Below are 20,719 nucleotides of genomic sequence, written 5' to 3'. Positions count from 1 at the left end.
CCAGTCATGAGAGCGGGGTGAACGCCCCGCTTTTTATTTCCACATCGCCCGCATCCGCGCACCCACATCGATGCGGATCTGCTGCGCGCTGCGTTCGGAAGCGGCAGCCGATACCAGTGGCCAACTCATCGTTTCGAAAAATTGCAACAGCGTCGCCGGTATGAAGCGGGTTCTTGCGGCGTAGACATGCCGGTCGCCCTGCTGGTTCTGCCCGCCGGTGAAGAAACGTTGCGGCGTGATCAGCGCGAGACTGTCCTTGGCGCGCGTCATGGCGACATAAAGCAGCCGGCGTTCTTCCTCCAGTTCCTGCGTGGTGCCGACCCCGAGATCGGAGGGAATGCAGCCGTCGACCACATTCAGGATGAAGACGGAACGCCATTCCTGGCCTTTTGCCGAATGGATGGTGGAGAGGCTGAGATAATCCTCGTCAAGAAGCGGCACGCCGGCCTGATCGCTGGTGGCGTCCGGCGGATCAAGTGTCAGCTCGGTCAGGAAGCGCTCGCGTGAGGGGTAGCCGCCGGCGATCTGCTCGAGTTGCAGCAAATCGGCCTTGCGGGTGTCCGCATCCTCATGGATGCGTTCCAGGTGCGGTTCGTACCACAGCCGCGCCTGCCCGATCTGGCCCGGCCAGTCGTTCGGCGCCTGTCGCAGGCCCACCAGCATTTGCGTGAAGGTTGTCCAGTCGTCGCCGGTCTTCGGCGGCGGCGGAATTTCGGCAAGGGCAAGCAGCGGCTCGGGGTCTGTCGCAATCGCATCGAGAATATTGCCGGCCTTCTTCGGACCGATGCCGGGCAGCATCTGCAGCAGCCGGAAACCGGCGACGCGGTCGCGCGGGTTCTGCGCGAAGCGCAGCACGGCCAGCATGTCCTTCACATGGGCGCTGTCGAGGAATTTCAGGCCGCCGAATTTGACGAAGGGGATGTTGCGGCGGGTCAGTTCCACCTCGAGCGGGCCGCTATGGCTGGAGGTGCGGAACAGCACGGCCTGCTGTTTCAGCGTCATGCCGGTTTCGCGGTTGGCGAGAATCTGGTCGATGATGAAATTCGCCTGTTCGGTCTCGTCCTTCACCGTCACAAGCTTCGGGCGCTCCAGCGACTGCCGCTCGGTCCAGAGGTTCTTGGTGAACCGCTCGCGCGCCAGATCGATGACGCCGTTGGCGGCCGCCAGGATCGGCTGCGTCGAGCGATAGTTGCGGTCAAGCGTGATGATGTCGGCGGCAGGGCTGAAGGAAGCCGGAAAATCGAGGATGTTTCGCACCGTCGCCGCCCGAAAGGAATAGATCGATTGCGCATCGTCACCCACCACGGTCAACCCGCGGCCACCGGGCTTGAGCGCCATCAGCACCGAAGCCTGAAGCCGGTTGGTATCCTGATATTCGTCGACCATCACATGGTCGAAGCGGTTGCCGATATCGTCTGCAAGAACGGGGTCGCTGACCATCTGGGCCCAGTAGAGCAGAAGATCGTCGTAATCGAGCACGTTCTGGACCTGCTTGGCCTCGACATAGGCTGCAAACAGCTCTTTCAGTTCACTCTCCCAGTTGGCGACCCAGGGATAATGCTGGCGCAATATCTCCTTGAGCGGCGTCTGGGAATTCACCACGCGCGAATAGATCGCAAGACACGTACCCTTCGTTGGAAAGCGGCTTTCGGTTTTGGAAAAGCCCAGCTCATGCCGTGCGAGGTTCATCAGGTCGGCGCTATCCTCGCGGTCGTGGATGGTGAAATCGATGTTGAGCCCGATCTGCTCGGCATAGATGCGCAACAGGCGCGCGCCGATGCCGTGAAACGTGCCGGACCAGGCCAGCGCGTCTGTCATGATTGCCGAATTCGCCCCGATAACGTGTTTGCAGATACGCTCGACCCGCCGCGACATTTCCGTGGCGGCACGTCTGGAAAACGTCATGAGCAGAATGCGGCGGGGATCGGCGCCATTCACGATCAGATGCGCAACACGGTGGGCGAGCGTATTGGTCTTGCCCGAACCGGCCCCGGCAATGATCAGCAGCGGTCCGGCCGTGTGTCCTTCTGCCAGCCCAACGCCATGCTCCACCGCCTTGCGCTGCTGTTCGTTGAGCTTTTCCAGATAGGCAACCGCCATGCCAGCAATCCTTAGATAACCTGCCTGTTCCCACGGGTGAGAACCTTGTTCAGAGATGGCAGTCGTCGGAATGTCCGGCCATTGTCTGCCCCATCGTCGCAATGATTAGCAAAGACTCAAACAGCAATCCAGAACAAATGCTGAACGCATTGTTCCGGTGGTTCGAGCGCAGTCGGTGGTGAAATGTATCGGCCCAAAAGGTCGCTCGTCCGTTGCCGGCGATTGGCCGCTGCCGGTCGGGCGAAATCCCCGAAATTACGCCATGGGAGAAAGCGGGCGGCCGTGGATGGGCCGCCCGGTGTGAGCGTTGTGGGGGAGATCGTTACAGGAAACTGCTTTCGAACAGCTCACCTGAATAGGCCGAGTGGGTAACGCCCGCTTCGAGATCGGCCTTGGTCAGCTCATCGACAAAATCGCCGTTCTGCATGACCAGCACGCGGTCGCACATATGGGCGATGACTGCGAGGTCATGGCTGACGAGAACGAAGGTGAGGTCGCGTTCTTCGCGCTGGTCGGCAAGCAGGTTCAGGATTTCCGCCTGGATGGAGACGTCGAGCGCGGATGTCGGCTCGTCGAGCAGCAGGATCGGCGGTTCGAGGATCAGCGCGCGGGCGATTGCCACGCGCTGCCGCTGGCCGCCGGAAAGTTCATGCGGGAAGCGCTCGGCGAAATGTGGGGGCAAGCCCACCTGTTGTAGGGCGGCAGGCACTTTCGACCAGCCATCGCCAAGTCCCATGGCGCGGATCGGTTCGGCGAGGGCCCGGCCGATGCGGTGGCGTGGGTGCAGCGAACCGTAGGGGTCCTGAAACACCATCTGCGCCAGTTTCAGTTCGTCGCGACTGCGGGTCTTGCCGACCGGTTTGCCGTTAAAGCTTATGGAGCCGGTCCAGCCGGCCTCCAGCCCCGCCAGCGACCGCAGCAAGGTCGACTTGCCGCAGCCGCTTTCGCCGACGATGCCGAGCGTTTCACCCCTGTTGACCGTGAGGCTGACGCCACGCACGACGTGATTGCGGTTTTCCTTTGCGCCGTAGACGACGTCGAGCTTGTCTACCGTGATCATCGCATCACCTCCGCATCGATGGCCTGACGGTCCAGCACCTTGAGACGCCGCACCGGATTGCGGGGATCTGGCATCGCCGCGATCAGGCCCCGCGTATAGGGATGCTGAGCATCTTCCAGCTTGGTCAGCGTTTCCACGACGCGCCCGCCATACATGACCAGCACGCGCTCACAGAAGGCCGCGACCATGCGGATGTCATGGCTGATGAGGATCAGGCCGGAATTATTCTCGCGCACCATCTCGTCCAGAAGCAAAAGCACATCCTTGCGGACGCTGACATCGAGGGCCGAGGTCGGTTCGTCGGCAATGACCAGCTTCGGCTTGGCGAGCAGCATCATGGCGATCATCACGCGCTGGCCCATGCCGCCCGATATCTGGTGCGGATAAAGCGCCATCACGCGGTCGGGGTCGTTGATGCGCACGCGCAGCAACATGTCGCGTGCTGCACCTCTCGCCGCCTTGCCGGTCAGCGCCAAATGCAGTTCGGCGGCCTCCGCCACCTGCTTTCCGATGGGCAGCACCGGGTTCAGCGAATAACGCGGATCCTGCATGATAAGCGCCATCTCGCTGCCGCGGATCGCGCCCATCTGCCGCTCGGATTTTTCGAGCAGCGGCTCGGACAGGAAATCCATCCGCTCCGCTGTCACCGTGGCGCTTTTCGGCAGGAGCCGCATGGCGGCGCGGCCGGTGGTGGATTTTCCGGAACCGGACTCGCCGACGATGCCGACCCTTTCGCGCCCGACGTCGAAATTGACGTTGGACACGGCCGGAATGGTGTTGCGGCCGAAACGGACATTGAGGTCGCGGACCGAGAGGATGGGGGAGCTATCAGGAACGGGCATGACGCGGATCCAGAAGGTCGCGCAGCGTATCGCCGGCGATGTTGAAGGCAAGGCTCGTCAGCAGGATGGCGATACCGGGCATGACGGCGACCCACCAGTAGTCGAGCATGAACTTACGGCCGCTGGAGATCATCGCGCCCCATTCCGGCAGCGGCGGCTGGGCTCCGAGACCGAGGAAGCCGAGTGAAGCGGCCGTCAGGATGATACCCGCCATGTTGAGCGTCAGGCGAACGATGACCGAGGGGATGCACATAGGCGCAATGTATAGAAACAGGATGCGCAGCGGCGAGGCGCCATAGAGACGGGCGGCGGCGACGTAGTCGGTATTGCGCACGACAAGCGCTTCCGCCCGCGCAAGACGCGCAATCGGCGGCCATGCGGTCAACGAGATCGCAATGATCGCCGTGCCGAGGCCGGCGCCCATGGCGGCCGCAAAGGCAAGCGCCAGCACGAGCGAGGGGAAGGAGAGGACGATATCGGTCGCGCGCATCAGGATCGCGTCGATTCGCCCGCCGAAGAAACCGGCCATCACGCCAATGGCAAGGCCGATAGGACCGACGATGACCGAGACTGACAGTACCGTCTGGATCGTGATGCGGGTGCCGTAAACAAGCCGGCTGAAAATGTCGCGGCCGAATTCGTCGGTTCCGGCCAGATGCGCCCAGCTGGGAGGCTGAAGCGCGTTTTCCAGAGCCTGACGGGCAGGATCGTAAGGCGCGATGAGCGGCGCGAAAATGGCGACCAGAACCAGAATGGCCAGAATGGCGAAGCCGAACATTCCAAGCGGTTCGTCCGCGAGCTTTCGAAGTGTCCGCGCGGTAGTGGTTGAGATGCGCGACAGGGCGCTGGGACGATCAACGGTGTTGTTGTGCGCGATATCGGTCATCGTGCGGCCTCCCGTGTACGGGGATCGAGCGTGGTGTAGGCCAGATCGGCGAGGAAGTTGAGCAACATGAAAATGAAGCCGATGACGATCGTGGCGGCCAGAATCGCATTCATGTCGCCGATGAGTAGCGCATTCGTCATGTATTGGCCGATGCCGGGCCAGGAGAAGACGATCTCCGTGACCACGGCGCCTTCCAGCAGGTTGCCGTAAGAAATCGCCAGCACGGTGATGAGCTGCACGGCGATGTTGGGCAGCACATGGCGGGTTATGGTGCGTGCGGGGCTGACACCCTTGGCCCGTGCCGCGATGACATAATCCTGGCTGAGCTGTTCGAGGGTGAAGGCCCTCGTCATGCGGGTAATATAGGCCATGGCCATATAGGCGAGGATGATCGCCGGCAGGATGATGTGTCCAAGCGCGTTCCAGAAGATTTCCGTCTCGCCCGCAAGCAGGCTGTCGACGAGCATCAATCCCGTCTTCGGCTCCACGAGGCCTTCGTAGAAGACGTCGACCCGGCCGGGGCCGGCGACGAGGTTGAGGTTCGCGTAGAAAATCACCAGCCCGACGATGCCGAACCAGAAGACCGGTATCGAATGTCCCACCAGCGCAAAAACGCGCGCGAACTTGTCGATGAAGGTATCGCGGAAGAGGGCGGCGGCTAGACCGAGTGGGACGCCGATGACCGTCGAGATGATGATCGCCAGCGTGGCGAGTTCGAACGTGGCGGGGAAAGCCTGCGCCAGATCGCGGGTAACGGGGTTGCCGGTCAGGATCGCAATGCCGAAATCGCCATGCAGCAGGCCGCGCAGATAAATGAAGAATTGCTGGTAAAGCGGCAGGTCGAGCCCCAGCCGCGCTCGCATGGCCTCATAGGCCTTGGGATCGGCAAGTTCGCCGACGATTGCGCCCACCGGATCGCTCGGCATGACCCGGCCGATGATGAAGGTGATGCAGAGCAGGATGAAGAGGCTGACGATCAGTTGCAGAAAACGATGTCCAAGCCCGCGCAGTGAGATTTCCGTCATTGCTGGCCGCACTTTCCTGTGAGAACGCCGTCAGCGGCCGAGCCATTGCGCACTGCTCGCCACAGACGCGCAATTCTCCTTTGCAAAAACTCTTGATGGTACTTCATCCCAACTCCTCCCTGAGCTAACATGAAAACATATGATGTGCGACCATGTCATAATATGAGTAGCGAAGGGATTCGTATTCTGCAAGAGGGAAGAGTGGCATGATGGGCGACAAAGCGAGGCCGCGGGAGAGGCGGGCACAACAGATCATCGATAATCTCAGCGCAGAAATTCGCAGTGGAAAACTGAAAAACGGTGATCAACTCCCCACCGAACCGGAGCTTGAACGCAGCTACGGCGTGAGCCGCACGGTGGTTCGCGAGGCGATCGCGGATTTGCGTTCCGCCGGCTATGTCGTTCCCATCCAGGGCAAGGGGGTTTTCGTCAGCAATGTCAGTGAATGGGCCGGCGTGAAACTGACGCAATCCGAAGTCGGAACCATTGCGGAAACGCTGGAAATGCTGGAGTTCCGGCTTGCGACGGAAGGGGAGGCGGCGGCAATCGCCGCCTATCGCCGCACCGCCCAGCAGGAGGCAGCAATCTCTGCGGCGCACCGGAAAATGGCCCGCGCCATCGATGCGCGTGAAACCACTGTCGATGCCGATTACGAGTTTCACACGGCCATCGCGATCGCCACGAACAACCGCTTTTATCTGGAGGCTCTGCGTCAGTTCGGCTCGCGCTCCATACCGCGCGGGCAGTTCCCGACGCTGCCGGAAACCGGTGACGCGAATTATCTTCGCAAAGTGCAGGCCGAGCACGAGGCAATCCTGCGCGCCATCGTCGAACAGGATCCGGAAGCGGCGCGAAAAGCCATGCGCGAACATATGCTTGCGAGCCAGCGCCGATACAGGTTGCTTTCAGAAGCGCAATAGCATCTCGACACTCATCTTATTTCATGCGATGTCATATGATGACTTGCATGGAGAGAGGAGAGAATCGATGTATGTCGGCACCCAGGTTGCTGCGCGCGATGACGAGGATTTTAAGGTTTGGGCGCAGCTCGGCGTCAAAAATATCAACGCGGATCCGCCCGGAAAGCCCGCGAGCTGGACTTTCGAGGACTTTGAGCGCCACCGTGATAAGGTCGAAAGCTTTGGCCTCGTTCTCGACATGGTGCAATTGCCGCTGCCGTCGCGGCCCATCGAACAGGCGTCCTATCCCGATATCCTGCTTGCCGGCCCTGATCGTGACCGGCAGATCGATGCCGTCTGCACGATGATAGAGAATATCGCCAGGGCCGGAATCCCTGCGGCGAAATACAATCTCAACCTCATCGGCATTCCGCGCACCGAAATGGAGCGCGGCCGCGGCGGCTCGCTCAACGAGGCCTGGCGCTGGGACAAGGCGGACCATGATGCAGCGCCGGGTCTCGCGGGCGTTCTTTCCGAAGACGAGAACTGGGAACGCATCGATTACTTCCTCGAGCGTGTGGTGCCGGTGGCCGAAAGCAACCGCGTGCGCCTGGCATGCCATCCGCATGACCCCTATACGCCGCCGGGCTACAGGGGCGTAACCCGCGTTCTCGGCACGGTCGAGGGGCTGAAGAAATTCGTGCAGATGCGCGAGAGCCCCTATCATGGCCTGAATTTCTGCCAGGGGTCGATCGGCGAGATGCTCGACAATCCGCGTGAGGAAATCGACGACATCATCAGGTGGTTCGGCAGCCGCGACAAGATCTTCAACGTCCACTTCCGCAATATCAGCGGCGGCAAACTCTCCTTCATGGAGACATTCCCCGATGAAGGCGACATGGACATGGTGCGTTCGCTGAAACTCTATCACGAACTCGGTTATCGCTACATGATCATGCCAGACCATGTGCCGACGATTGCCGGCCGCGATGCCGTCGGTGTCGCTTTCGCCTTCTGCTACGGCTACATCGCCGCGCTGATAGAAGCGCTTGATAACAAACATCTTTGACCGTTCTGACCCGCGACGCCGCGCTGCGTCGCGGGCTTCCCAAACATGAATTACCGATCTGTAGGAGGAGCAGGTATGAGAAAATCATTGATCCGTCTCGCATTCACCACGGCCCTGGGCGCCATGCTGGTGCAGGCAGCGCCAGCCTTGGCCAAAACACCGAATGACCAGCTTGTCATCGGAACCTCGCTGGCTCAGGTACTGTCGCTTGACCCGCATCAGGCCACCGAAGGAAAAGCCAACGAAATCATGTCCAACCTCTATGACCGTCTGATTTCGGTCGATGGTTCGGGCAAGGTTTCTCCGCAGCTTGCCGAGCGCTGGGAGATAGATGACAAGGGCATCACCTTCCATCTTCGCGAAGCCAATTTCGCCTCGGGCAATCCGGTAACCTCGGCTGACGTCGTCTATTCGCTCAGCCGGCTGTTGAAGATGAACCAGGCGGCCGCAGCCAACCTCAAGCGCGTTGGCTATAATGCCGATAATGTCGACAAGCTGGTGAGCGCGCCGGATGAAAAAACGGTACGCATCGATCTTTCCGGCGAAACCACGTCCGAGCTGCTTCTCTACCGTCTGGCCATGGTCATCGCCAGCGTCGTCGACAGCAAGGAGCTCAAGACGCATGAAAGCAGTGGCGACTGGGGCAATGGCTGGCTGAGAACCAATTCCGCCGGTTCCGGTCCCTTTACGCTCAATCGCTGGTCGCCGAATGAGATCATCATTCTCGAGGCCAACAAGAATTATGTGGCCGGCAGCCCGAAAATGCGCCGCGTCATCGTGCGGCATGTGCCGGAAAGCCAGGTGGAGCGCCTGATGCTGGAGCGTGGCGATATCGACATCGCCAGTGCGCTGACGGCTGCCGACCTTGCAACCTTCAACAACAAGGAAGGCTTTCAGATCCAGCGCGTGCCGACGGGCGGCTTCTACGTCCTGTCCATGAATGCCGGCAAGGAACCTTTGTCCAACCCCAAGGTCCGAGAAGCGATTGCCTATGGCATCGACTACAAGGGCATGGAAAAGACCATCATGGGTCCCTATGGCCGGGCGCGCACGGTGCCGGTGCCGGAAAACTTCGAATACGCCATTCCGAGCCCGGACTGGAAGCTCGATGTGGAGAAGGCGAAAGCGCTCCTCAAGGAAGCCGGTTATGAGAACGGCTTCACGCTCAATCTGAAGACGATCGCACAGACGCCGCGCATCGACCTCGCCACCGCAATCCAGGCGTCGCTCAGCCAGATCGGTATCAAGGTCAATATCCAGCAGGGTAACGGTTCGGATGTGATTGCCGCCCACCGCGCGCGGGATTTCGATCTGCTCATTCCGCAGACCGGCGCCTACATGCCGAATGTGCTGGGCTCGATGGAGCAGTTTTCCAGCAACCCCGACAATTCGCTGGCAGCCAACAACGCCGGCAATTTCGTCTGGCGCTCGGCCTGGGACATTCCGGAACTGACGGCGCTCACGGCAAAGGCTTCGCTGGAGCCGGACGCCAAGAAGCGCGGGGAAATCTACACCCAGATGCAGGAAATGTTCGTCGCCCAGAAGCCGGCGGTGCTGCCGATGTTCGAGAGGTTTGAGCCGATCGTGCTGAATGCGCGCGTGAAGGATTATGTGGGCCATCCCAGCCAGACGACCCGGCTGGAAAAGGTCACGAAGGACTAAGGGCAAACCACAGCCTCTGAAAAACTGTAACGGGCGGTTTTACCGCCCGTTTTTATTCGCCGCCAGGCGTGAAGCCCGGCCGGGGCGGTGAATTATCGTCATTATCCCGGAATTTCGGGGGTTTTCTCAAGGAGTTCATCGGGTTAGATCGTCCGACCACTATTCCTTCCGTCGGGCGAGAGTCGTGAACTCCGCTCACCCACCTCCCGAAGAATGCGTTGACGACCATGAACCTTGCACAGATAAAACTTCCGTCGCGGCCGCTAAGCCTCAAACGTGGCGTCATTTCAGTGCCGGCAGCCTATTATTTTTCCATTCCGGTGCTTCTGGTCATCACGGTCGTCATGCTCGTCGCCGAAGGCCCGGGCATATTGCGCGACTATCAGATCAGCAAAGATCCGCTGGAGATTGAAAACGGCGATATCAGCGGCAGCTGCAAGACGCGCAAGGCAATCTTCACGACCTGTGAGGCGGATCTTTCCTATGACCATGCGGGTGTGAGCTACAAGAAGGATGTCGAGGTCATGTTCGTCGATTTCCATTCCGGCGATTATGAAACCGGGCTGGTCATCTCCGCGAAGAACCCGGAACTCGCAACGATTTCGCTGGGCCTCGACATGCTCTGGAACCGCATCATCACGCTCGGCGTGTTCGTTGCCCTGCTCGGTTTCGGCAGTTTGGCGATGCTGTTCACGCTCATCCGGGTCCTGCGGGTTCGCCTGCAGCTGCGCAAACCCGCACCGTTGACCGTCATTCCGGTGGCGCTGACGGCGGTTGCCGAAAAACGCAGCCGTCTTTTCGTCACCTATGCCGATACGGTAAGGGACGATAAAACCAAGCGGCAATCCTTCACGCATCTGGAGCGGGGTCGCATTCCCGTTGTCGTCGGCCATACCGGCAAACATGATGTGGCGCTCGCGGTCCTGCATGGAAACAGCGCCTTGCCGGTCCTGCTCGATGATCAGCTGGAACGGATCGACCTTACGGAGCAGGAGCGGGCGGAAGCTCTGACATCGCTTGCCCCGTTGGTCGCGCGTGAGACACAGGAGGCTGCAGCGGCCCAGGCCTCGGCGATAAAGAAAGGACCGGGCCTCCTGCGCAGACTGGGGACTTTCGTTGCCATCGTGGCTGTCGTCGTCGTCGCGGTTATCGGTTATTGGCTGTGGTACGTCACGAGCGCTCCGTCGCAGTTCAACTCGCCCGGAATGGACATCAACAACATGTTGCCGGCAGCGCTCAACGAGTGGGGTTGCGCCCGTCTGCAGGAGCGTTTCGCCGATGGCCCGGCGCCTTTCGGATGCACCGCAGCCGATTATCGAAGCTGGAAATAAACGGCTTTTCCTTTGGTCCCCGTCGCGCCGCACGCGAAAAACCTTACGCGCCGCCGCGTGCGGCCCGTTCCTTTCTGTACGTTGCAGAACAGATCGTTACATTTATCATTAGTTGCATTAGAGATTTATAAATAAACCACTCCCATAGTGCCACCGTGAGCGGTTCTTCAGAGGCTGGGAGAGTGCGTCATGTTCACGGTTCTGGAATGCGTTGTCGTACAACACGACCGGGCGGTCGTGCTTCTTGCGGCTGTTATCTGCCTGCTTGGCATGTTTGCTTTTTTTCATCTTTTATTGCGTGCGGAGGAAAGTCCGGCTGGCCGCAAGCCCTATTGGGTGCTGGTTGCCGCCTTTGCCGGAGGGCTCAGCGTCTGGGCCACGCATTTCGTCGCCATGCTCGCCTATAAGGGCGCGGTCCCGATCGGTTATGATTTCGCCTTCACGGCTCTTTCGGCGGTTCTTCCGGTTTTCGGCTTCTGGCTGGCGCTCACCAGCCGTTCGCAGGCCGCTTACAGCCCTGTTCTCGTCGGCACGCTGGTCACCCTGTCGGTCGCCGTCATGCATTTCGTCGGCATGGCGGGAATGGATGTCGCCGCCACGATCAGCTATCGGTGGGGGCCGGTGCTGGGTGGTTTTGCGGTTGCCTGGGCGTCTTTTCTCCTCGCCTTTTTCCTTTTTCGTCGCCTTGGCTCCTGGCAGCGCATCGCCGCGCCGGCCGGATCGGCGATCTTCGCGATCTGCGCGCTGCATTTCACGACCATGTCGGCCACGGTGCTTTCGCCGGATCCGTCCGTATCGGGGCCGGACCCCGACAATGTCGCCCGGCTGATCATGATCTGCGCCATTTCCGGCGTCACGTTCCTGATCCTGTCCACCACCGCCGCCGCTGCTCTTGTGGATCGTTACCTTGTCGATCTCAAGGGTCTTGTGGATGCGACGCTCGATGGTCTCGCGGTCGTCCGCGATGGGCGGATCGTGGAGCTTAACACCCGCTTTGCCGGCCTTCTGGGCCGGGAGGAAGCGTCGCTGGTCGGACAAAACCCCGACGATCTCTTCAAGGCCATCGACGGGCAGCCCGCTTATCTGCCACGCCACGCACCGGTGGAGGCGATTCGTGAGCGCGCCGGGCAGGCGCAGATATTCGAGCTCGGCGTACGCACGATCGAATATCGCGGCCGCCCCTGCGAGGTAATGGCTATCCGTGACCTGACGGAAAAGCGCGAAGCGCAGCGGGAAATCGAATATCTCGCCCGCCACGACGTCCTGACGGGCCTGTCCAACCGCACCATGTTCCAGACCCGTCTTCACCAGCAGATCGAGCATTGCGACGAGGAGGACGAATTCGCGCTGCTGGCGCTCGACCTCGACCGGTTCAAGGCGGTCAACGACATATTCGGCCATGCCGAAGGGGACCGCGTTCTGAAAAAGGTTGCCGCCATTCTCGATGAATGCGCAAGGGCAGGCGATGTGGTCGCCCGTCTCGGCGGCGATGAATTCGTCATCCTGACTGCCCGGCACACCAAAGCGGAAGAGGCGCGCCTGCTGGCCGAGACGATCCTTGGCATGTTTGCGCTGAAGATGAATGTTGCCAACGATCCGACCTCCGTCGGCGTCAGCATCGGCATCGCCGTCTTCCCGCGGGACGGGAAGGACCATGAGAGCATCATGCACGCCGCCGATCTGGCGCTTTACCGCGCCAAGATGGGCGGGCGCGGCATATTGGCCTTCTACGATCCGGTGATGGATCAGGAGGCGCGAGAACGCCGCCAGCTCGAAACGGATCTGCGGCTTGCCATCAATCGCAACGAGCTGCTGTTGAATTATCAGCCGGTCCTTTCGGTCGAATGCGGGCAGGTCGTCGGTTACGAGGCGCTGGTGCGCTGGCAGCACCCGACACGGGGCGTGGTGCCGCCGGATGTCTTCATTCCAATTGCCGAGGAGAGCGGCATCATCATCTCGCTCGGCGAATGGGTGCTGCGCGAGGCCTGCCGTCAGGCGGCCGGCTGGGCGCCGCACCTGAAGATCGCGGTGAACGTTTCGCCATTGCAGTTTTCGCTGGCCAATCTCGGTCATGTCGTCTGCACCGTGCTGATGCAGACCGGACTTTCGCCCAACCGGCTGGAACTGGAAATCACCGAAGCCGCGCTTCTGAAAGACCGCAAGGCGACGTTGATCATCCTCAACCAGTTGAAGGCGCTCGGCGTCGCCATCGTTATGGACGATTTCGGCACGGGTTATTCCTCGCTCAGCAACCTGCAGAGCTTCCCCTTCGACAAGATCAAGATCGACCGCAGCTTCATCGCCGCCATGAGCGACGACGACAATGCCCGCGCCATCGTGCGCGCGGTGATCGGCCTCGGCCGCAGCCTCGATCTGCCGGTAACGGCGGAGGGAATTGAAACGGATGCGCAATATCGCATGGTGGTCGACGAGGGCTGCGCGCAGGCGCAGGGTTATCTCTTCGGCAAACCGGATGTCGCGCCTGCTCAGGTCGTCAGCGCCACCACACGGAAGAAACATTCCGTTTGATAAAAAAAGGCGACGGCGCAGACGCCGTCGCCCCGCCTTTCCCACATCCCATGGAACGAGAGCGACGGCAGATCGTTAGGCTTGCGTATGGCGCGTCCATGCCGCGGTTGCCCCGGCGACACCGGCAATCAGCATGACGGGATAGTTCGATTGCCTGTCATGAACGCGCCTCGGATGCACCTCTATCGATGGGAGAGACCGCGATGACAGACCGCCTCGAGCCTCAGGATCCACGCAGCCAATATCCGCGCCCGCCCTTTTCGACACCGACCCAGGAGATGCCGGGTCTGGTGACGAATATGACGCCTTTCCCCGATCATGGCGAAAAAAGCTACAAGGGCACCGGCAAGCTTGCCGGTCGCAAGGCGCTGATTACCGGCGGCGATTCCGGTATCGGCCGCGCGGTTGCCATCGCCTTTGCGCGGGAAGGCGCGGATGTGGCGATCTCCTATCTGCCGGAAGAAGAATCCGACGCCGAGGAGGTCGTGGCGCTCATCGAGGCGGAGGGCCGCGTGGCGGTCGCGCTGCCCGGCGATATCACCAACGAGGCCTGGTGCCGTGAACTGGTCGAGAAAGCGGCCGGCGATCTCAACGGGCTGGACATTCTGGTCGTCAACGCGGCAAGGCAGCAATATCGAGAAAGCGTCGACGAGTTATCGACAGTCGATTTTGATCTTACCATGAAGACCAATCTCTACGCACTGCACTGGATAGCGCAGGCGGCGGTTCCCCATCTCAAGCCGGGCTCGTCGGTAATCACCACAGCGTCGATACAGGCTTATGAGCCCTCCGCCATCCTGCTGGACTACGCCACCACGAAAGCCGGCATCGTTGCCTATACGAAAGCGCTCGCAAAGCAGCTTATCGAAAAGGGTGTGCGCGCCAATTCCGTCGCCCCCGGTCCGTTCTGGACGGTTCTTCAGCCAAGCGGCGGCCAGCCGGACGAGAAGGTGAGGAATTTCGGCAAGGACAGCGATTTCGGCCGCCCGGGACAGCCGGTGGAACTGGCGCCCGTTTACGTGCTGCTGGCGTCGCAGGATGCAAGCTTCATCAATGGCGAGGTTTATGGTGTGACCGGCGGCAGGGGCATTGCCTGAGGCGATGCCCAGCCAATTCCGGATGGGCCTTTGAGGATTTCGAAATGAAACGGCAGGCAGAACGTTCAGACAGAAGTTTGAAGAGCTTCGATGTTCGCGACCGGCTCATACTGGCGCTTTATGCGCAGTTGAAAGCGGAGCGCCAGACCCGCGAGGCCATGGAATGGGTTATCCGCAATGGCGGGCTGTCGCCGGAGGTGCTGGAAGCCATGGCGTCCGATCCGGTGCCGGTTCTGGCGGAGGCGGACGTGCCCGCCATCGAGCGCATTCTGGCCAAGGGCCGACGCGGAGACATGCCTTCCCGCAGCGATGACGAGGGACGACGGACATGAACCGGAGAGCGAGCTGGAGAGGCCATCTAACCTTTGCCGATTTCAACTGCGAAGTCGGCCTTTATTCCGCGCTGACCTCGGCGGAGAAAATCTCTTTCAATATCGTCAATCGCAAGACCGGCCACCGCGTCGAGCGGCAATATGTCGACAGCGATACCGGCGACGCGGTTCTCCGCGAGGATCAGGTCAAGGGATACGAGCTGGACAATGGCGACCACATCGTCATCGAGGGAGACGAGATTGCGAAGCTGATGCCGGAAAGCGACAAGGTCATCAGCGTCAGGCATTTCCTGCCCTGTGACGAGATCGACAAGCTTTATTTCGACAAGTCCTATTATCTCGCGCCGAGCGGGGAGGGCGGCGAAGAGGCGCTTACGCTTCTTGCCAGGGCAATGGACGACGAGAATGTCGCAGCTCTCGGCGAAGCGGTGCTTTTCCGCCGCAACCGTGTCCTGCTGATCCGTCCGAGCGGTAAGGCTCTCGTCGCTACGACGCTGAATTTCAGCTACGAGGTCCGTTCGCAGACATCCGTCTTCAAGTCGATCCCCGATATCGAGTTCGATGAGGAAATGCTGGAGCTGGCCGGTCACATCATCGAAAAGCGTGCGGGCACATTTGACCCCGCAGACTATAGCGATCGGTATAATGATGCACTCGCGGAACTCGTGAAAGCCAAGATCGAAGGCCGGGAAATCGCCAGGCCGCCGCCGCGCAAGGAAGACAATATCATCGATCTCAAGGAGGCCCTGCGTCGCAGCGCGGGGGCCGAAGCGGGCAGCAGGAAAAGGGCGACGGCAGCGGGCCGCAAGGCCCCGCGGAAAGCGAGCTGATCCATGGGATTGCAGACCTATAACGCCAAGCGCAGTTTCGACAAGACGCCGGAGCCCAAAGGGACGACGGCCGAACAGCAGGGCTCGAGCTTCGTGATACAGAAACACGATGCCCGCCGCCTGCATTATGATTTTCGGCTGGAAATGGACGGGGTGCTGAAAAGCTGGGCGGTGACGCGCGGCCCGAGCCTCGATCCCGAGGACAAGCGCCTTGCCGTGCATGTCGAGGACCATCCGCTCAGCTATGGCGATTTCGAGGGCGTCATCCCGAAAGGACAATATGGCGGCGGCACCGTGATCGTCTGGGATCGTGGCACCTGGCAACCGATCGGTGACGCCCGGAAAGGTTATCGCAAAGGCCATCTGGAATTCGAACTGGAAGGCGAAAAGCTCAAAGGCCGATGGCATCTGGTACGCATGCACGGAAAGCCCGGAGAAAGCCGGGAGAACTGGCTGCTGATCAAGGGCGATGACGAGGAGGCGAGGCATAAGGGCGGCGCGGATATTCTCGAAGAACGGCCAGAATCCGTAAAGACCGGGCGTAGTGTCGAGGAAGTTGCAGCCAAACCGAAAGATACCTGGAACTCCAAAACGGTATCGAAAAAGACCGTGGCTTCTGCCTCCGGCAGGAAACAGGCGCATGCGCTGCCCAAAGGCGCACGCAAACTGGCCATGCCATCCTTCGTGCCGCCGGCGCTCGCCACGCTTAAGCCGAAACCGCCTAACGGAGATCGCTGGCTGCATGAAATCAAATTTGACGGCTATCGTCTGCAGGCGCGCGTCGATCAGGGCAAGCTTCAACTGCTGACCCGCAGCGGGCTGGACTGGACGGAGAAATTCGGCAGCGCCGTGACAGGAGCTCTCACGGCTCTGCCGGTGGAAACGATGTTGATCGATGGCGAAATCGTCGTTGAACGCGACAGCGGGGCCTCCGATTTCTCCGCCTTGCAGCAGGATCTGAGCGAAGGGCGCAGCGACCGCTTCGTATTTTACGCCTTCGACCTTCTCTATCTCGATGGCAGCGATCTGCGCGGTGCGGCATTGAGCGAGCGAAAGGCGCTGCTCGAAAAGCTGCTGCCGGCGGGTGACCCCCATCTCCGTTACAGCCAGCATTTTGAGGAAAGCGGCGCGCTTGTCCTCGACCATGCCTGCCGGCTCAGCCTCGAGGGCGTCATTTCCAAGGTCAGGAACAGCAAATATGTTTCGGGCCGCAAGGGCGAATGGGTAAAATCCAAATGCTCGATGCGACAGGAATTCGTCATCGGCGGTTATACGGTCTCTTCCACATCCGACCACGCCATCGGATCGCTGGCGCTCGGCGTTTATGAAAATGGCAAGTTGCGCCATGTCGGCCGTGTCGGGACGGGCTATACGGGCGAAATGGCGGAGATGCTGCTTGGCCGGCTGAAGCCGCTGGAGCGCAAGGAAAGCCCGTTCGGTGAGAAACTCACCGCGCTCGCCCGCCGCGATCTTCATTTCGTCAAGCCGGAACTGGTCGCTGAAGTGGAGTTTCGTGCATGGTCTGGAGATGGCAATCTGCGTCACGCCTCCTTCCGGGGGTTGCGCGAAGACAAGCCCGCAGCAGAAATCGAACGCGAGGAGAAGGCCGTGTCCGATACCCAGGCGCCGCAATCGAAGATCAAGTTCACCCATCCGGACCGGCTTTATTGGCCGGAGGACGGTGTGACGAAGGAGGGGCTTGCCGATTATTATGCGCAGGTCTGGCGGCACATGGCGCCCTTTGTCGTCAACCGGCCGCTGGCATTGTTGCGCTGCCCGGAGGGCATAGAGGGGCAGCGATTTTTCCAGAAACATGCCTGGCGCGGCATCAACAAGGCCGTCGAGCAGATCCGGGATCCCAAGGACAAGGGCGGCGAACCGCTGATCCGCATCACCGATTTCGATGGCCTGATGGCGCTTGTGCAGTCCGCCGCGCTTGAAATCCACCCATGGGGCGCGACCACTGCCAATTGGGAAAAGCCGGACATGATCACCATGGATATAGACCCCGGCGAGGATGTGGCTTGGGAAGAGGTGATCGAAGCGGCACTTGAACTGAAGCGGCGTTTCGAAGAGGCCGGACTTGCCGCTTTCGTCAAGACGTCGGGCGGCAAGGGGTTGCATGTCGTCGCACCCTTGAAGCCGCAGGCGGGCTGGGTCCCGGTAAAAGCCTTCGCCAAGGCCATGGCGGCGGATATGTCGAAGGCCGAGCCGGAGAAATATCTCTCAGTCGCCACCAAGGCGAAACGGCAGGGCCGTATTTTCATCGACTATCTGCGCAATGGCAGGGGCAATACGGCGGTTGCGGCCTATTCGACGCGTGCGCGGCCGGGAGCCGCCATTTCAGCGCCGCTCGAATGGTCGGAACTCACCGCCGAGATCGGCCCGGCCCATTTCACCGTCAACAATATCGGCGCGCGTCTCTCCGCGCTGAAAAAAGACCCTTGGGACGGCTTTTTTGCTGCTGCCGAGCCGCTTCCGAAAAAGGCCCGCTGAAGGCATCGAGCCTCAGCTTCTCTTTTCGGAAGCAAGGCTTTTCTTCAGCGCATCCATGATGTTGATGACATTGCCGCCGGTGCGTGCCTTCGTGCCGGTTTTCTTTTTCGAGGAGGAGACCTCCTCGCCCTTGGTCTTCAGCAGGGACTTGATCTTCTTCTGAATGGGGTCCTGCACCAGAGCCGGTTTCCAACCCGTCACCTGTTTGCCGATGCGTTTTTCCATGGCGTCCAGCAGCGGCCGGTCGATTTTCATCTTCGGCTCCAGCGCGTCGATGCTTTCGCGTACCTCTTCGCCGTAATGCAGCGTCCACAGGATGATGCCTTTTCCCGACGGTTCGAGGAGCACAGCCCTTTCACGACGGTAGATTACGAGGCGTGCGATGCCGAAAACATCGTTCACCTTCATGGCTTCGCGAATGACGCTGAAGGCTTCGGTGCCGATCTTGTCTTCCGGGCGCAGAAAATGCGGACGGTCGTACCAGATCCAGTCGATCGATCCTTTCGGCACGAAGGTCTTGATATCGATGGTGCGGGTGCTTTCCAGCGCCACCGCATCGATCTCGTCATCTTCCAGCAGAACGTAATCGTCCTCGGCGCGGGGAAAACCTTTTACCTGGTTTTTGGCGGCGACCGGTCGGTGGGTGATGCTGTCGACATAACGGCTTTCGACGCGGTTGCCGGTTTTGCGATTGAGGATGTGGAAGGTGTATTTGTTGCCTTCCGTCGTCGCGGGCGTCAGCGAGACGGAGGCCGTCACCAGCGACAGTTTCAAATAACCCTTCCAGAAAACCTGTCGTGCCATGTCCGCGATCCGCATTGGTCCACCCGGAACAACAGCCACGGGGTGGCTTTTGTTCCGGGAGGAGCGGCAAATCGGGGCAGGGATGGAGCTGTCAGCCGAAGAGAGACGTCAGCCCGTAAACCGCGGCGGAGATCAGCGCAGCCGCCGGCATGGTCACGATCCAGGCGATGACGATATTGCCGGCAAGGCCCCAGCGCACCGCCGAGACGCGGCGGGCCGCGCCGACGCCGACGATGGCGCCGGTGATCGTGTGGGTGGTGGAGACCGGAATGCCGAGCCACGTCGCACCGAACAGCGTCAGCGCACCGCCGGTTTCGGCGCAGAAGCCCTGCATCGGGTTCAGCCGGGTGATCTTCGATCCCATCGTATGGACGATGCGCCAACCGCCGAACAGCGTGCCGAGCGCCATGGCCGACTGGCAGGAAATCACCACCCAGAAGGGCACGTAGAAGCTCTCGCCCAGATGTCCCTGGCTGAAGAGCAGCACGGCAATGATGCCCATGGTCTTCTGCGCGTCGTTGCCGCCGTGTCCCAGCGAATAAAGCGAGGCGGAGATGAACTGCATGACGCGGAAGGTGCGGTCCACGGCAAAGGGCGTCTGCCGCACGAACAGCCAGGAGACGGTGAGCACCAGAAGCAGGGCGAGGAAGAAGCCGATGGCCGGCGACATGAAGATGGCGCCCACGGTCTTCAGCAGACCCGACCAGACGATGGAATTGAAACCCACCTTCGCAAATCCCGCACCGACGAGCCCGCCGATCAGCGCGTGCGACGAGCTGGAGGGAATGCCGAAAATCCAGGTGACGATGTTCCAGACGATGGCGCCGATCAGCGCCGCGAAGATCACCTGCGGCGACACGATGGCCGGATCGATGATGCCGGTGCCGAGCGTTTCGGCCACATGCAGGCCGAAGAACAGGAAGGCGATGAAGTTGAAGAAGGCCGCCCAGGCGACCGCATATTGCGGGCGCAGCACACGGGTGGAGACGATGGTGGCGATGGAATTGGCGGCATCGTGCAGACCGTTCAGAAAATCGAAGAACAGCGCGATGGCGATAAGGCCGATTAGCAGCGGCAGGGCAAGTGCGACATCCATCAGACGTTCTCGATAACGATGCCGCTGATCTCGTTGGCCACATCCTCGAAGCGGTCGACAACCTTTTCGAGTTCGCCGTAGATCTCGCTGCCGATCATATAGGCCATGGCATTGCCGCTCGCGCCGTGGCGGCGGAAGAGGTCCTTGAGACCCAGATCGTGAAGTTCGTCGGAGCGGCCTTCGACGCGGGTCACCTCTTCGGCGATGGAAGACAGGCGATGCGCATTCGTGCCGACCTTGTTGAGAAGCGGAATGGCTTCCGCGATGAGGCCGGCTGCGCGCACGATCTCATGACCCATTTCCTTCATCAGCGGATCGAATTCCGTTTGCTCGAAAAGACGGATGGTCTTGACGGTCTTGTGCATCATGTCGATGGCGTCATCCATCGACTGGATGAGATCCTTGATGTCGCCGCGGTCGAAGGGGGTGATGAAGCTGCGCCTGACGGCGAGCAGCACCTCGCGGGTGATGTCGTCCGCCTGATGCTCGAGGGCGACGATGAGGTCGCAGTTCTTCTCGACGTCGATGCCGCTCAAAAGTTGGTCAAGGGCCTCGGCCGCTTTGATGACGGTTTCGGAATGTTTGCTGAACATGTCGAAGAAACGGTCCTCGCGCGGCATCAGCTTGCGAAAAATACTCATCATGCGAATTGGCCCTCAAT

17 protein-coding genes are annotated in these 20,719 nt (G+C 60.6%); 9 read left to right on the top strand and 8 right to left on the bottom strand.

The genetic code is table 11. The features are described from left to right. Positions 1 to 33: 33 nt before the first annotated feature. The 5 genes from EM858_RS15525 to EM858_RS15505 form a co-directional block, all read right to left on the bottom strand. Entirely contained in the window at positions 34 to 2,100 is a 2,067-nt protein-coding gene (locus EM858_RS15525) for an ATP-dependent helicase (RefSeq protein ID WP_127757173.1), read from the bottom strand. 322 nt (positions 2,101 to 2,422) lie between these two features. After that, positions 2,423 to 3,160 carry an ABC transporter ATP-binding protein gene (locus tag EM858_RS15520; RefSeq protein ID WP_078053560.1) on the bottom strand — a complete coding sequence of 246 codons (738 nt, stop codon included), beginning with the start codon at positions 3,158 to 3,160 and terminating at the stop codon, positions 2,423 to 2,425. Next, positions 3,157 to 4,002: an ABC transporter ATP-binding protein gene (locus tag EM858_RS15515; protein WP_003505590.1), complete on the bottom strand. Its 846-nt coding sequence runs from the start codon at positions 4,000 to 4,002 to the stop codon at positions 3,157 to 3,159. The genes EM858_RS15520 and EM858_RS15515 overlap by 4 nt, the downstream gene beginning before the upstream one ends. Then, positions 3,989 to 4,888 (bottom strand): ABC transporter permease, encoded by a 900-nt coding sequence (locus tag EM858_RS15510; RefSeq protein WP_127757172.1) that lies wholly within the window; start codon positions 4,886 to 4,888, stop codon positions 3,989 to 3,991. The genes EM858_RS15515 and EM858_RS15510 overlap by 14 nt, the downstream gene beginning before the upstream one ends. After that, a complete protein-coding gene (locus tag EM858_RS15505) occupies positions 4,885 to 5,913 on the bottom strand; it encodes an ABC transporter permease (RefSeq protein ID WP_127757171.1) in 1,029 nt (342 codons plus the stop codon). Before EM858_RS15505 ends, EM858_RS15510 begins: the two co-directional genes overlap by 4 nt. 206 nt (positions 5,914 to 6,119) lie before the next feature. Here EM858_RS15505 and EM858_RS15500 point away from each other — a divergent pair, with 206 nt between their 5' ends. The 9 genes from EM858_RS15500 (at position 6,120) to ligD (ending at position 18,158) form a co-directional block, all read left to right on the top strand. Continuing rightward, on the top strand, positions 6,120 to 6,833 hold the full coding sequence (locus EM858_RS15500; protein ID WP_127757170.1) for a FadR/GntR family transcriptional regulator: 714 nt from the start codon (positions 6,120 to 6,122) through the stop codon (positions 6,831 to 6,833). A 67-nt stretch (positions 6,834 to 6,900) separates the two neighbouring features. Beyond that, positions 6,901 to 7,881: a mannonate dehydratase gene (locus EM858_RS15495; protein ID WP_003521785.1), complete on the top strand. Its 981-nt coding sequence runs from the start codon at positions 6,901 to 6,903 to the stop codon at positions 7,879 to 7,881. A gap of 75 nt (positions 7,882 to 7,956) precedes the next feature. Then, positions 7,957 to 9,543, top strand: coding sequence for an ABC transporter substrate-binding protein (locus EM858_RS15490; protein WP_127757169.1), 1,587 nt, complete (start codon positions 7,957 to 7,959; stop codon positions 9,541 to 9,543). Between the two features lie 227 nt (positions 9,544 to 9,770). Further along, on the top strand, positions 9,771 to 10,874 hold the full coding sequence (locus tag EM858_RS15485) for a hypothetical protein (protein ID WP_127757205.1): 1,104 nt from the start codon (positions 9,771 to 9,773) through the stop codon (positions 10,872 to 10,874). A 189-nt stretch (positions 10,875 to 11,063) separates the two neighbouring features. After that, entirely contained in the window at positions 11,064 to 13,403 is a 2,340-nt protein-coding gene (locus EM858_RS15480) for an EAL domain-containing protein (protein WP_127757168.1), read from the top strand. Positions 13,404 to 13,606: 203 nt separating this feature from the next. Further along, on the top strand, positions 13,607 to 14,500 hold the full coding sequence (locus EM858_RS15475) for an SDR family oxidoreductase (protein ID WP_127757167.1): 894 nt from the start codon (positions 13,607 to 13,609) through the stop codon (positions 14,498 to 14,500). Positions 14,501 to 14,544: 44 nt separating this feature from the next. Further along, on the top strand, positions 14,545 to 14,832 hold the full coding sequence (locus EM858_RS15470) for a hypothetical protein (RefSeq protein WP_104679975.1): 288 nt from the start codon (positions 14,545 to 14,547) through the stop codon (positions 14,830 to 14,832). Next, positions 14,829 to 15,662: a Ku protein gene (locus tag EM858_RS15465; protein ID WP_127757166.1), complete on the top strand. Its 834-nt coding sequence runs from the start codon at positions 14,829 to 14,831 to the stop codon at positions 15,660 to 15,662. Before EM858_RS15470 ends, EM858_RS15465 begins: the two co-directional genes overlap by 4 nt. A 3-nt stretch (positions 15,663 to 15,665) precedes the next feature. Continuing rightward, on the top strand, positions 15,666 to 18,158 hold the full coding sequence (gene ligD / locus EM858_RS15460) for a DNA ligase D (RefSeq protein ID WP_127757165.1): 2,493 nt from the start codon (positions 15,666 to 15,668) through the stop codon (positions 18,156 to 18,158). Positions 18,159 to 18,170: 12 nt separating this feature from the next. Here the strand turns inward: ligD and EM858_RS15455 are convergent, their stop codons facing one another. The 3 genes from EM858_RS15455 to EM858_RS15445 form a co-directional block, all read right to left on the bottom strand. After that, positions 18,171 to 18,962 carry a Ku protein gene (locus EM858_RS15455; RefSeq protein WP_164865448.1) on the bottom strand — a complete coding sequence of 264 codons (792 nt, stop codon included), beginning with the start codon at positions 18,960 to 18,962 and terminating at the stop codon, positions 18,171 to 18,173. Between the two features lie 91 nt (positions 18,963 to 19,053). Then, entirely contained in the window at positions 19,054 to 20,058 is a 1,005-nt protein-coding gene (locus tag EM858_RS15450; RefSeq protein ID WP_003521775.1) for an inorganic phosphate transporter, read from the bottom strand. Then, on the bottom strand, positions 20,058 to 20,702 hold the full coding sequence (locus tag EM858_RS15445) for a DUF47 domain-containing protein (protein WP_003521774.1): 645 nt from the start codon (positions 20,700 to 20,702) through the stop codon (positions 20,058 to 20,060). Before EM858_RS15445 ends, EM858_RS15450 begins: the two co-directional genes overlap by 1 nt. Positions 20,703 to 20,719 lie beyond the last annotated feature (17 nt).

It is taken from the genome of Agrobacterium sp. CNPSo 2736 (genome assembly GCF_004005385.1).
Classification (GTDB): domain Bacteria; phylum Pseudomonadota; class Alphaproteobacteria; order Rhizobiales; family Rhizobiaceae; genus Agrobacterium; species Agrobacterium leguminum.
Note: the sequence above shows the minus strand (reverse complement) of the source record. Positions and strands in the feature narration are given on the sequence as shown.